Consider the following 13,635-nt stretch of genomic DNA (forward strand, 5'->3'; position numbering starts at 1 on the left):
CGAATTGAGATTGCAAGCCTGTGGCCTGCGACGTAATGTCGTTTCGTACAGTTGTGAACTGTGTCCAAGGCGCTGTGCGCGCCCGATCGAAAGATAGAAATGCGGGGCTGGGCGATATTCGCGCGGATCGCTGCGGCGATTATACTTTTCGGGTTCGGACCCGCGGCCGCTCTCGCAGGTGAGGCCGCGCTCGGCGTCGCGCTCGGGGCGACGACCTGCGGCGCATCGACCTGCCATGCCGCCTCGGAGCCCTGGCCGAACTCCGCGGTGAGCCAGCGGGAATACATCGTCTGGAAAGAGAGCGACCCGCACGCCAACTCCTGGACGGCGCTGAACTCGCCGCGCGCGAAGGCGATCACGGCGCGGCTCGGCCTCGGCGCGCCGACGGAGCAGAAGCTCTGCCTCGGCTGCCACGCCCTGCCGCTCCCGCCGGAAAAGCGCGAGGAGAGCTTCGACATCACGGAAGGCGTGACCTGCGAGGCCTGCCACGGCCCGGCCTCGGCCTGGCTCGGCGTCCATACGGCGGGCCTTTATTTCTATGGCGAGAATCTCGCCAACGGCATGTATCCGACGACGGACCCGTCAGCCCGCGCCGATCTCTGCCTCGGCTGCCATGTCGGGGACGGGGAGCGCTTCGTCAGCCACAACATGATGGCGGCCGGGCATCCGACGCTGCCGTTCGAACTTGGCTTCTATTCCTGGTTCACCAAGACGAACCCGGAGAACCGCGCCGGCTACGCCCATTTCACCGTGGATGACGACTATCTCCAGCGGAAGCCCTGGCCCTTCGGCGTCAAGGTCTGGGCGCTCGGGCAGGTTGCGCAGGCGCGGCGCATCCTCGAGCTGGTCGTCGATCCGAAGCACGGGCCGAAGGGGCTCTTCCCCGAGCTTTCGCATTTCGAATGCCGCGCCTGCCACCGCTCCCAGAAGGGGCCGGGGGTGGAGCGGGTGGCGCTGCCGCGCATCAAGTCGGCCAACATCCTCTTCGCGGGCTTTGCGGCGGAGCTTGTGGACCCCGGCCTCGCCGCCCGCATCCGCGAGGACGTCGAGGCGCTGAAGCGCCGCTCCGCCGAAAGCTGGGAGGCGGTGATCGCCTCCTCCGCCGATCTCAAGCGGACGCTCGAAGCGGTGGAGGCGAAGCTGAAGGCGCACGAGTTCACGGTGGAGGACAATCGCCGCTCCCTCATCCGCATCGCCCGCGCCTATCAGGACGGCCGGCTTTCCGAATACGAGGCGGCGGAGCAGGCCGTGCTTTCCGCCGGATCGCTGGTGGACGAGCTGGACCGGCTCGACGCCCTTTCCGCCGCCGACGCCGCCGCCGCGCTCGACGCGATGGCGCGGGGCGTCTCCGCCTTCGCCTCCGCAAACGCCTATTCAGCCGCTGATGTGCGCGCCTCCCTCGGGGAAATCGCGCGCATCGCCGCCAGATGAGGAGTCACGAAATGCGACCGCTCCTGTTCGCCGCCCTCGCCCTCCTCGGGCTCGCCGGGGCCGCCGCAGCGCAGACGCAGCCCGAGACGCCGACGGACGCAACCTTCTCCGTCGCGCAGCGGAACGAGCTCCGCGCGCCGGCGGACCCGCACGCCGCCGTCTTCAAGGAATCGGAGTTCCCCTCCGCCGTCCAATGCGCGGAATGCCACCAGAAGATCTTCTGGCAATGGGCCTCCTCCAACCACGCCTACGCCTCGATCAGCCCGATGTTCCACCGGTTCGAGCAGCGGCTGAACGAGCTCGCCTCCGGCACGATCAACACCTTCTGCGTGCGGTGCCACCAGCAGATCGGGACGCAGCTCGCCGAGCCGAGGGAAAAACCGCTCTGGGAGCGGAGCCAGATCAGCCGGGAGGGGATCACCTGCGTCACCTGCCACCGCGCCGCGGCGCAGTTCGGCAAGGTGAACGGGGAGCGGCACATCACTCCCGGCACGATCTACGAGCCGATGAAGGGCGCCGGCAACGGCCCCGGCATCGCGACGGTGCTGGAGGATGCGGACCGCTACGGCGTCGCCACCGGCCCGGAGGACAGCGGGAGCCCGATGCATCTCGGCGCCATCCAGTTCGACCAGATCTCGAAATCGGAGTTCTGCGTCTCCTGCCACCAGGTCGCCGTGCATCCCGGCATCAAGCTCGAAGTCGTTTGGGAGCAGTATCGCGCCTCCCCGGCGGCGGAGAAGGGGATCACCTGCCAGGATTGCCATATGGGCAAGGACCCGGGCCTGCATAACGGCTACGAGACATGGCCGGTGGCCATCGTGAACGGGCGCCCTGTCGGCGACCCGAACCGCAAGCATTCGAACCACGCCTTCTTCGGGCCGGGCTATCCGATCGCCCATCCCGGCATCTTCCCGTTCAACCCGCGGGCGCTCAACTGGTCCATCACCGAATGGCTGCGGTTCGACTGGCGCGCCGGCTGGGGCGTTCCGGACTGGGAGGACAGGCTGGCGCGCGGTGACGTCGCCGCCGATTTCCCCGATGTCTGGCGCGAACGGCAGGAGCGGGAGACGGCGCGCTACGTGCTCGACCAGAACCTGCGGCTCCTGGAGCTGAAGCGGCAGGACCGGATCGCGGTGATGGAGAATTCCTCCCGCCTCGACGGGCCGTTCTTCGACGATGGCGGGCCGAAGGTGGGCCGCGACCTCGCCTTCCGCTTCCGCGTGAACAACATCGACGAGGGGCACAACCTCCCCTCCGGCTCGCTCGGCGCGCAGCCCGAGATCTGGCTCAACGTCGCGCTGATCGACCCGGACGGGAAGACCGTGTTCGAGTCCGGCTATGTGGACAGCATCGGCGACATGGCGGACATCCACTCGACGGACGTGGCCGCGGGGACGATCGAGCATGACGACCAGCTCTTCAACCTCCAGACCAAGTTCCTCGTCACCTCGGTGAAGGGGCCGGACCGGGAGATGTATCTGCCGGTCAATTTCGACATCGACCAGATTCCGCATATCCGGCCCTCGGGCGTGCCCTCCTCCGTGCTGAACCATCCGCCCTTCATCCGGATGGAGGGCCGCTCCATCCCGCCGCTCGGGTTCAAGGATGCGGAATACAAGGTTCCGGGCGAACTGATCGACCGGCCGGGGACATGGCGCATCCAGGGGCGGCTCCGGAGCCGGGCGGAGCCGATGTATTTCATGCGGTTCGTCCTCGCGACGGAGGAGATGGAGCGGACGATGAACGAATGGATGATCGATATCCATCCGGTCGCCGTCGAGTTCGAGGTGACGGAGTGAGCATCGCGAGCCTTCTCCGGCGCGGCGCCTCCGCCGCCGCGCTGCTCGCCACCGGGGCGGCCGCGGCGGCCGGCGCGCCCGTCGATCTCGGGCTCGCGCTCGACGAGGCGGACCGGGCGCTGCTGCTCGCCGCCCCGCTCGCCGCCGCGCCGATCCGTGGCTTTCCGGGGCGCGCGGCGATGGAGATCGCCGACCTCGCGGCCGATCTGCGCCCGCCCGAGCGCGACCCGCGGACGCGGGAGACGGAATTCGACGACGGCGCCTTCAAGTCGGACCCGACCTATTCCGAGGTCTACGACCCGGAGGCGCAGATCCAGATCTATGGCGGCAAGAGCGCGGTGCCCGTCGCCCGCCCGCTGCTGGAGATCGGGCGCGATCTGTACGGGCCGGGCGAGATCGGCGAGGGCTACGCCATCTTCGGGGAGAAGAACCGGATCACGCCGCAGCTCATCCTCTTCGGCGATGCGCGGACGGCCATCGCCTACAACAAGGACGCCGCGGGCAAGGAAGTCGGCCAGGCGGCGGTCGACCTCAACCTCTTCGCCAATCTCCAGCTGACGGGCACGGAGCGCGTGCTGATGTTCTGGGAGCCCTTCCAGAACGGCGCGAACCAGACGCGGTGGGAGTTCGCCGGGCCGGACCGGGACCGGAAGCAGGACCCGAGCGTCAAGCTCGGGAACCAGCCGACGACGCTCTTCTTCGAAGGCGATCTCGGCGCCATCGTCGCGGGGCTTTCGGACGAATACCAGCCCTGGGACCTTCCCTTCTCCTTCGGGCGGATGCCGCTCCTCTTCCAGAACGGGATCTGGCTGGAGGACGCCTTCATCGGCGCCGCCTTCACGATCCCGGCGAAGAACAGCGCGGCGCTCGGGATCACCAATTTCGACCTGACCTTCTTCGGCGGCGCCCAGGAGATCACGACGCCCGGCGTGCGGAACGGCGCCGGCCTGCAGGACGACGCGGAGGCGGCGATGATCGGCGTCGCCGGCTTCTTCGACGTCGCGGAAGGATATCTCGAAACCGGGGTCGCCTATATCCACGACAAGGACAAATCGGACGGCGACTTCTCCTATCTCAACCTCACGGCGGGCTTTTCCAAGCGGTATTTCGGCAAGGTCTCCAACGCCACGCGCGCCATCGTCAATATCGGGCAGGCGCCGGGCGGCGGGCGGAAGAAGGCGGCGAACGGGTTCCTCCTCCTGTCGGAGAATGCGCTCATCACGCATCTGCCGCTGACGCTGATTCCCTACGCGAATTTCTGGCTCGGCAAGGACAACCCGCAATCCGTGGCCCGCGCCGGGGCGGCGGGCGGAGTGCTGAAGAATACCGGCCTCGCCTTCGAGACGGACAACCTCACCGGCTTCCCCACGCTCGACCCGACGGCGGGGGATACGCTGGGCGGGGCCATCGGCGTCCAGTATCTCTTCGGGCTCGACCAGCAACTCGTCGGCGAGGTCGCGGTGGTGATCCCGTGGGACGGGGAGAACGGGGCGGTGAGCGACAACCAGTATGCGTTCAGCCTGCGCTACCAGATCCCGATCACGAACCAGTTCATCATCCGCGCCGATGCGATCTACGGCGTGCAGGACGGGCCGGCGGACGACCTCTACGGCGCGCGGCTGGAGCTTCGCTACAAGTTCTGAGCCGGGGCGGGCACGGAAAAGGGCGGCCCATGGGGCCGCCCTTCGCATGTCCGGCGCCAGGTCAGGCGGCTCGCGCGGCCTTGCGGCGCTTGCGCCATCCGAGCCCGCCGAGGAGCGCCGCGCCGGTGAGCGCGAGCGGCAGCGCGGCCGGGACGGGGACGGGCTGTATCGCGAATTCGCCGCTGAACGTGGCGGAGGCCGGCGGCGCGCCAAGACCGGTCGCGCCGAGAAGCGCGTCCGAGAGGAAGGTCGTCAACCCGAAGGTTCCTTCGACAGCGTTTCCGCCGAACCCGGTCAGCGCGACGGAAAAGGCGACTTCGGGCAGGAGCGGGGCGAAGGGCAGCAGGTCGGTGAGGGATGTTCCGAAAAGCGAGAGATCGACATCCTTGATGTCGAACACGCCCTCGATGAGCGGCGGCGCGAAGGTCGTCACGTCGATCGTCGGTCCGAAGATCGCGAGCCCGGCGAAGAGGAGATCGTCGATCACGACCGGGCCCGTCTCCGCCGAACCGCCGAACACGGTGGAGCCGTTGAGGCCGATCTCGGCGGAGGCGATGAAATTCCGTGGCGCTGACGTGCTCGCCAGGTTCGATGCGGCGAAGAAGGAGCCGTTGATCATGATGTCGAAGCCGTCCACCCCCCGTTCCGAGGCGAAGGTTCCCGATGCGCCGGCGATGGCGCCGCCCGGCGGCGCGACGGGCGCGGCGAGGGCCGAGGCGGCGGCGAAAAGTCCCGCTGCGAGAGCGGATGCGAAAGCGAAGTGCTTCATGCGCGACCTCCAGAACAATAATTGACTAAAAATCGCCCGAATCGCGCTTGCCGGTCAAGCGGGCCGCCGCCGCCCCGCCGTCGCCGCATAGAGCACCGCAGGGGCCGAGAGGGCGAGGCCGGCGACGAGCAGCGCGGTGTGGGAGAGCCCCGTCTCCCCCCCGCCCGGCATGGCGAGGAGGAAGCCGCCGACCGCAAGCGCGGTCCGGAGCGCGAGGCCGGCGGCCCCGTCCCCGAGCCGCCCGACAAGGCTCAGATAGCCCTGAAGCGCCCCGGAAATAAGCCAGATTCCGGCGAGCGCCGTGGTGAGCGTGACCAGCACCTCCTCCGTCGTCCCCTCGCCGACCAGCGCCGGGTTGAGGATGAAGAAGAAGGGCGCGATGTAGATCACGCCGCCAAGGCGCATCGCCTCCAGCCCCGTCCGCATCGGCCCGGCGCCCGCCATCGTCGCCGCCGCGAAGGCGCCGAGGGCGACCGGCGGTGTGATAAAACTCACCATCCCCCAGTAGAGAATGAAAAGGTGGACGGCGAGCTGGTTCAGCCCCGCCTGCTCCAGCGCGGGGGCGAGCACGACGGCGAGGAAGATGTAGCAGGCCGTCACCGTCATCCCCATGCCGAAGACGAAGGCGGTGAGCGCGCCCATCAGGATGAGGGCGATGGTCGATTCCCCGGCGAGGAAGATCAGCTCGTTCACCAGCGTGCCCGCAAGCCCGGTGGCCGAGAAGGCGCCGACGATGAGGCCGACGCCGAGCAGCACCGCCGTCAGCTCCGCCAGCGCGCGCCCGATGCCGACGACGAGCGTGAGCACCCCGGCGCCGGTGAAGCGGTGCCGCTTCAGGAGCTGGTTGATGAGGAGGAGGAGCGCGGTGGCGTAGAAGGGCGCCAGCGTCTCCATCCGCCAGGCGACCATCAGGAAGATGAGCACGGCGAAGACGGCGATATAGGGCCAGCCGTCCTTCATCGCGCCGGAAAGGCTCGGCACGTCCGCCCGCTCCAGCCCCTTCAGCCCGCGCCGCGCGGCGTAGGCGTCGATCTGCGCGAAAAGGCCGAAATAGAAGAGGAGCGAGGGGATCGCCGCCGCCATCGCGATCTCGATATAGGGGCGGGAAAGGAAGGAGGCCATGACGAAGGCCGTCGCCCCCATGATCGGCGGCATGAGGACGCCGCCGGTCGAGGCGCAGGCCTCCGTCGCCGCGGCGTAGCGGGCGGAGAAGCCGGTCTTCTTCATCGCGGGGATGGAGACGGCGCCCGTCGTCAGCACGTTGGAGATGACGGAGCCCGACATCGAGCCCATGAAGCCCGAGGCGAAGATCGCCACCTTCGCCGCGCCGCCGCGGAAGCGGCCGACGAGCGCGAGGGCGAGGTCGTTGAAGAACTTGCCCCCGCCCGTCTGCTGCAGCACCGCGCCGAAGAGGATGAAGCCGATCACGAGGGAGCCGAAGGCGCGCATCGGGATGCCGAAGGAGCTTTCGGAAGAGATCATGTGATAGGGCGCGAGATCCCAGAACGGGGAGGCGAAGCCGGAGATCGGCCCCGGCATCCTGTCCGCCACCGTGGGGTAGAGCGAGATCAGCGCCACGAGAATGAAGAGCACCAGCCCGCCGGCGCGGCGCGTCCCTTCCAGGATCAGGAGATAAAGGATGATCGAGGCCCAGCGCGCCTCGTCCGGCGCCGCGAATTCCCAGCCGCTTGTCAGGCTTTGAAGCGCGGTGGCGGCGAAATAGGCGCTGACGGCGAGGGCGAGGGCGAAGAGCGCCCAGTCATGCCATTGCGCGCCCTTCGCCCGGTTGAGCGGAAAGACGAGGAAGGTGAGCGAGAGGAAGAGCCCGGCGAGGATGTAGAGATACCGCCCCTCGATCAGCACGATCCCGAAGAGCTGGATGTTGAAGAGCTGATGGATCGAGAGCGCGATGGCGGCGAGCGTCAGGACCGCCGTCGCCAGCTCCGCGGCGCGGGACATGGGCGCGGGCGGCGCGAGGGCCGCGTCGCGCGGGTCTGAGGATGCCATGATGCTCGCCCTTCGGTCAGGGTCGGCGCGGCGGGGCCCGCCGCGCCGAGGTCAGCCGCGCCGCTCAGAAGACGAGGGCGAATCCGCCGGCGGTCAGCGCCTCGTTGCGCTTGGCGGCCCAGGCCTCCTCCCAGTTCGCGGGGGCGGCGGCCTTCAGCTCTTCCCAGGCGGCGGCGAGCGCCTCCTGCCGGGCGATGAGGTTGGCGTTGTGCGCCTCGGCCTCGTCCGTCCAGACGCCGGCCTCCGTGAAGTAGCGCACGGCGCCCTCGTGATAGGGGACGACCCACTGGAAGTCCTGCTTCGCGAGCGCCCAGCCGCCGATGCCGGGGGCCTTGCCGTCATATTCGGGGAAAAGCTCCACCATCGCCTTCGTCATGTTGTAGACGAGGTCGGCGTCCTGCGTGTCCATCGCGGTCAGCACCGGATAGGCGTAGCCCGCCGTCGGCGCGCCCGGCCCGCCGTCGATCGAGGCGCCCACCGTCGCGGTCATCGCCGCGAAAAAGGGGGCGATATCCCGCATCCGGGCGATGCCCTCTGCGTTGTTGGGGTCGATGGGCGGCCACATCAGGCCGCGCGGGCCGGCGGCCGCCTCATAGGCGAGGCCGGAATTGGTGGAGGCGAAGGCGGCGTCCACCTGCCCGTTGGTCAGGCCCTTCCAGCTGTCGCCGAAGCCGCCGAAATCCACGCGCTCCACATCGTCCCAGGTCAGCCCGCCATAGGCGAGATAGGCGCCGACATTGACGTTGAGCGCCGGGGCGCCGGCGATCCAGGCGACGCGCTTGCCCTTCAGGTCGGCATAGGTCGTCACCCCGGCGTCCGCCGCAACGCCGACGGCGAGGCCGACCGCGCCGCCATTGTTGGCGAGGATGACGCGGATCTTCTGCGGCCCCCAGTTCTCGGCCCCGAATTCGAACACGCCTTCCTGCGCCATGAAGGAGCCGCCGACCCCGGTGGCGGAAAACTCGACGCGGCCCTGCCGGAGCGGCTCGGTGCGCGAGACGTCGTTCTTGCCGGGCAGGACGCGAAGGCTCGTGCCCGCGGCGTTCTGGAGCGCGGAGCCGATGGCGACGGCCTGGTTGTAGCCGGCGGAGCCGGTGTCATAGGCCGTCCAGGTCAGCTGTTTCGGCAGCTCCAGCGCGAAGGCCGGGGCCGCGAACAGCGCGGCGGCGGCGACGATGGGCGTGAATTTCATGACTTTCCTCCGATTGCGGCCGCCTCCGGACACGGGCGGCTTTGCGCCGGATATGAACAGGGGGCGGCGCTCGGTTCAAGCGCGAACGGCCGGTTCGGCGACGGAGCCGCGGGGCGGCGCCGTATCGCATGCTATGGATGCGCCTTTCGGGCGAAAGGCGCTATCATGCCCGACGCAGGATCAAGGGGCGGACATGCGGTTTCTGACGCGGAGCATCGCAGGCGGACTCTGGCTTGCGGTCGCCGCCGGCCTTCTCCTCTGGGGCGGCTGGCGGTTCGCCGACGCGCGGCGCGAGGCCCCTTCGCGCCCGGCGGAGGCCGCCGCCGAGCGCGTCTTCGCCGTGGACATGCGCGAGATAGAGACCGGCGTGGCCCGCCCCGTGATCGACGCCTATGGCGAGATCGCGAGCTGGCGGACGCTGGAGCTTCGCGCTTCCGCCGCCGGGCGGATCGTGGAGATCGCCCCCGAGTTCCGGGACGGCGCCGCCGTCTCCGCCGGCGCCGTGCTCCTCCGGATCGATCCGAGCGAATACGAGGCCGCCGTCGGGGATGCGGAGGCGGCGCTGCGCGAGGCGGAGGCGGACCTCGCCGAGGCGCGGCAGGCGGTCGTCATCTCCCGGATCGAGGCGGAGGCGGCGGAGACGCAGCGCGCGCTGAGGGAGGCGGGGGCGCAAAGGCGGCGGGACCTCGCCGGGCGCGGCGTCTCGACCTCGGCCGAGGTCGAGGAGTCGGAGATGATGCTCGCCGCGGCGGAACAGGCGCTCGCCAGCCGCCGGCAGGCCGTGATCTCCGCCGAAATCCGCATCGACCGGGCGGCGCTGAACCGGGACCGGGCGGAGATCGCGCTCGCGGAGGCGCGGCGCGCGCTGGCGGACACCGTGATCCGCGCGCCCTTCGACGGGCTGGTGGCGGAGGTTTCCGTCGTCCGCGGCGGGCTCGTGGCGCGGAACGAGCGGCTCTCCGCGCTGATCGACCCCGGCGCGCTCGAAGCCGCGTTTCGCGTCACCACGGAGCAGTTCGCGCGGCTGCTGGATGCGAAGGGCCGGCTGGTCGAGCGGCCGGTGCTCGTCTCCCTCTCCGCGGGTTCGGCGCCGCTCTCCGCGCCGGGGGTGATCGAGCGGGCGGGCGCGATGGTCGGCGCGGGGGAGACGGGGCGGCTCGTCTATGCGCGGCTCGACCCGGAGGCGGCCGCGATCTTCCGGCCGGGCGATTTCGTCTCCGTCACGGTCGAGGAGCCGCCGCTCGCCGAGGTGGCGATCATCCCCGCCGCGGCGGCGGACGAACGCGGGGAGCTTCTGCTCGTGGATGCGGAGAGCCGGCTTCGCCCGCTCCTGACGACGATCCTCCGCCGGCAGGGCGACCTGCTGATCGTCTCCGGCGCGCCGGACGGCGCGCGATACGTCGCCGCCCGCGCGCCGCAGCTCGGGCCGGGCGTGCTCGTCCGCCCGCTGGAGCGCGCGCCGGAGCCGCTGGTGGAGCTCGACCCGGAGCGGCGGCTGCGGCTCATCCGCTTCGTCGAGGCGGACGAGATGCCGGCCCCGGCCCGCGCCCGGCTGCTCGACGCGCTCAGGAGCGGGCGCGCGCCGGCCGGGATCGTGGACGAGCTGGAGACGCGCATGGGCCGCGCGGGATGAACGCGCTCATCCGCTATTTCACCCGCCATCCGACGGCGGCGAACCTCCTCCTCCTCTTCATGCTGGTCGGCGGGCTCGTCTCCGCCACGAATCTCCGCAGCCAGTACCTGCCGGACATCGTGGTGGAGCGCGTCACCGTCTCCGTCCTCTGGCCGGGGGCCGGGCCGCAGGACGTGGACCGCGCCATCGTCGCGGTGCTGGATCCGCCGCTCCTCGCGCTCGAAGGGGTGGAATCGACCGCCTCGACCGCGCGGGAGGGGCGGGCGGTGATCTCCGTCGAGTTCACCGAAGGCTGGGACATGAGCCGCGGGACCGACGACGTGAAGGCGGCGGTGGACGCGGTGCTGAATCTCCCCGACACGGCGGAGGAGCCGGTCGTCACCCGCGCCGCCTATCGCGACCGGGTGACGGACGTGGTGATCCACGGCCCCGCCGATGTGGCGCAGCTCACGCGCTACGCCGCCGAATTGCAGACGCGCCTCTTCCGCGCCGGGGTGACGCGGACGCGGATCTTCGGCGCGGAGGACCCGGTGATCCGCGTCTCGACGCCCGAGGCGATGCTGGTGCGGCACGACCTGACGCTCGCCGAGATCGCCGCCGCGATCCGCGCCGGGGCGGAGAGCCGGCCGGCCGGCGCCGTCTCGGAAGGCGGCGCCCGGCTCCGCACCGGGGAGACGCGGCGGAGCGCGGAGGAGATCGGGGGGATCACGATCCGCTCCGACGCAGGGGGCGAGCGGCTCCTCGTCCGCGATGTCGCGACGGTGGAGACGGAGGGGGTGGAGAAGGGCGTCGCCTATTTCTGGGGGGAGAACCCCGCCGTCACGCTCCGGGTGGACCGGGAGGAGAAGGGCGATTCCATCGCCATGCAGCGGCTCGTGCAGAGCCATGCGGACGCGCTGGCGGCGGAATTGCCCGAGGGCGTGGAGATCCGGCTCACGCAGATCCAGGCGGACCAGATCACCGACCGGCTGAACATCCTGCTCGAAAACGGGCTCCTCGGCCTCGCCATCGTCGTCGGGCTCCTCTTTCTCTTCCTCTCGGCGCGAACGGCCTTCTGGGTGGCCCTTGGCGTGCCGGCGGCCTTCGGCGCGGCGATCGGCTTCATGTGGATGGCCGGGATCACGCTCAACATGGTCTCGCTCTTCGCGCTCATCATCTGCCTCGGCATCGTGGTGGACGATGCGATCGTGGTGGGGGAGCACGCGGACCATCTGGCGGCGACGGGCCTGCCGCCCGCCGTCGCGGCGGAGGAGGGGGCGATCCGCATGGCCTCGCCCGTCTTCGCCGCCACGATCACGACGATCATCGCCTTCGCGGGCATCACCTTCGTCTCGGGCCGGTTCGGCTCGATGATCCTCGACGTGCCGCTGACGGTGATCGCGGTGCTGGCGGCGAGCCTGCTGGAATGCTTCCTGATCCTGCCCGCCCACATGCGCCATGCGCTCGCCGGCAGGGCGCGGGAGGCCTGGTACGACGCGCCGGGCCGGGTCTTCAACCGCGGGTTCGAGCGGTTCCGGGGCAGTGTCTTCCTGCCGCTGATGCGCCATGCGATCCGCGCCCGCTATGCGGTCGTCGCCGGGGCGATCTGCGCCGTGCTGCTCTCGGTCTCCCTGTTCCGGGACGGGACGGTGACATGGCGCTTCTGGGCCTCGCCCGAGGTCACGACCGTCAACGCCAACATCGCCATGCTCCCCGGCGCGACGCGGGAGGACACGCTGGCGCAGCTCCGCGAGATGCAGGCCGCGCTCGAGCGGGTGAACGCCCGCTTCGCGGAGGAGCGGGGCGTCGCCGGGCTCGACTATGCGGTGGCGCAGGTCGGCGGCAATATCGGCTGGCGCGGGCTTTCCGGCGCGGACGCGAAGGACCCGGACCAGCTCGGCGGCCTCGCCGTCACGCTGATCGACCCGGACCTCCGGCCCTATTCGCAATGGGTCTTCATCGCCGCCTGGGAGGAGGAGATCGCCCGCCTGCCCATGCTGGAGACGATGGCGATCCGCCATGACGGGCGGGGGCCGGGCGGCGATTCCATCGACGTGAAGCTCGTCGGCGCCGAGGCGGAGACGCTGAAGGCCGCCGCCGAGGCGCTGAAGTTCGAGCTGACGAAGTTCGCCGCGGTCACCTCGGTCGAGGATTCGCTGGCCTGGGACAAGACGGAGCTCCTCCTCACCCTCACGCCGAAGGGCGAGGCGCTCGGCCTCTCGACGGAGAGCGTGGGGCGGGACCTCCGCAACCGGCTCTCGGGGATCGAGGCGGCGGAATACCTGCTCGACGGGCGGACGGCGACAGTCCTCGTCTCGCTGCCCGAGGCGGAGATGAACGCGGATTACCTCGACCGGGCGCGGGTGCGCGCGCCCTCCGGCGCCCATGTCGCGCTGTCCGAAGTGATCGAGACGACGGCGCGCACCGGCTTCTCCGCCGTGCGACGGGAGGACGGGCTGGCGACGATCCGCGTCTCCGGCGACGTCTCCGAGGACGATCCGGCCGCGGCGGCGGAGGTTTCGGAGTTTCTCCGCACCCGCCTCATCCCGGATATCGAGAGCCGGTTCGACGTGAAGGCGGAGCTTGCCGGGCTGGCGGAGCAGGAGCGGGACTTCCTCTCGGACGCCACGGTCGGCTTCATCTTCTGCGTCTCCGGCGTCTACCTCGTTCTCGCCTGGATCTTCGGCTCCTGGACGCGGCCGCTGGTGATCGTGCTGGCGATCCCGTTCGGGATCGTCGGCGCCATCGCGGGGCATCACTGGGCGGGGTTGCCGCTCTCGCTCTTCTCGGTGGTCGGGCTCCTCGGCATGTCCGGCATCATCGTGAACGATTCCATCGTGCTGGTGCGGCGGGCGGACGAGCTTTCGCGCCTCCGGCCGCGGCTCGCCGCGCTGGCGGAGGCGGCGGCGGACCGGCTGCGGGCGGTGCTGCTGACGACGCTGACCACGGTGGGCGGCCTCGCGCCGCTGATGTTCGAGACGAGCCAGCAGGCGCTCTTCCTCAAGCCGACGGTGGTCACGCTCGTCTGGGGCCTGTCGTTCGGGATGATCCTCGTGCTCTTCGTCACGCCGGCGATGATCGCGATCCAGCACGATCTCGGCTCCGCGATCCGCTCCTTCCGGCGGATGCGCGCGCATCTGCTCCGGCGCCGCCCGGGCCTCGGGCGGCGCGCCGCCTGAACC

The 13,635-nt window shown here is 70.2% G+C and carries 8 protein-coding genes; 5 read left to right on the forward strand and 3 right to left on the reverse strand.

Annotated features, from left to right (window positions below):
* The first annotated feature begins 99 nt into the window (after positions 1-99).
* Genes ACE37J_RS01525 through ACE37J_RS01535 form a run of 3 tightly spaced genes read left to right on the forward strand, consistent with a single transcriptional unit; the run spans position 100 to position 4,873 of the window.
* Positions 100-1,431 (forward strand): multiheme c-type cytochrome, encoded by a 1,332-nt coding sequence (locus ACE37J_RS01525; RefSeq protein ID WP_409705951.1) that lies wholly within the window; start codon positions 100-102, stop codon positions 1,429-1,431.
* A gap of 11 nt (positions 1,432-1,442) precedes the next feature.
* On the forward strand, positions 1,443-3,230 hold the full coding sequence (locus ACE37J_RS01530; RefSeq protein WP_409705954.1) for a multiheme c-type cytochrome: 1,788 nt from the start codon (positions 1,443-1,445) through the stop codon (positions 3,228-3,230).
* Positions 3,227-4,873 (forward strand): hypothetical protein, encoded by a 1,647-nt coding sequence (locus ACE37J_RS01535; protein WP_409705957.1) that lies wholly within the window; start codon positions 3,227-3,229, stop codon positions 4,871-4,873. Before ACE37J_RS01530 ends, ACE37J_RS01535 begins: the two co-directional genes overlap by 4 nt.
* 61 nt (positions 4,874-4,934) lie before the next feature.
* Here the strand turns inward: ACE37J_RS01535 and ACE37J_RS01540 are convergent, their stop codons facing one another.
* From ACE37J_RS01540 to ACE37J_RS01550, 3 genes are all read right to left on the reverse strand, one after another.
* Positions 4,935-5,642, reverse strand: coding sequence for a hypothetical protein (locus tag ACE37J_RS01540; RefSeq protein ID WP_409705960.1), 708 nt, complete (start codon positions 5,640-5,642; stop codon positions 4,935-4,937).
* Positions 5,643-5,696: 54 nt separating this feature from the next.
* Complete coding sequence (locus ACE37J_RS01545) at positions 5,697-7,649, reverse strand: TRAP transporter permease (RefSeq protein WP_409705963.1); 1,953 nt, start codon at positions 7,647-7,649, stop codon at positions 5,697-5,699.
* 64 nt (positions 7,650-7,713) lie between these two features.
* The gene (locus ACE37J_RS01550) at positions 7,714-8,841 is read right to left on the reverse strand and encodes a TAXI family TRAP transporter solute-binding subunit (RefSeq protein ID WP_409705966.1); all 1,128 of its coding nucleotides are present in this window, start codon (positions 8,839-8,841) and stop codon (positions 7,714-7,716) included.
* 193 nt (positions 8,842-9,034) lie between these two features.
* Here ACE37J_RS01550 and ACE37J_RS01555 point away from each other — a divergent pair, with 193 nt between their 5' ends.
* The gene (locus ACE37J_RS01555) at positions 9,035-10,474 is read left to right on the forward strand and encodes an efflux RND transporter periplasmic adaptor subunit (RefSeq protein ID WP_409705969.1); all 1,440 of its coding nucleotides are present in this window, start codon (positions 9,035-9,037) and stop codon (positions 10,472-10,474) included.
* Positions 10,471-13,632 carry an efflux RND transporter permease subunit gene (locus ACE37J_RS01560; RefSeq protein WP_409705972.1) on the forward strand — a complete coding sequence of 1,054 codons (3,162 nt, stop codon included), beginning with the start codon at positions 10,471-10,473 and terminating at the stop codon, positions 13,630-13,632. Before ACE37J_RS01555 ends, ACE37J_RS01560 begins: the two co-directional genes overlap by 4 nt.
* The last annotated feature ends 3 nt before the right edge of the window (positions 13,633-13,635 follow it).

Origin of the sequence: Pikeienuella sp. (assembly GCF_046290545.1) — a bacterium.
Classification (GTDB): domain Bacteria; phylum Pseudomonadota; class Alphaproteobacteria; order Rhodobacterales; family Rhodobacteraceae; genus Pikeienuella.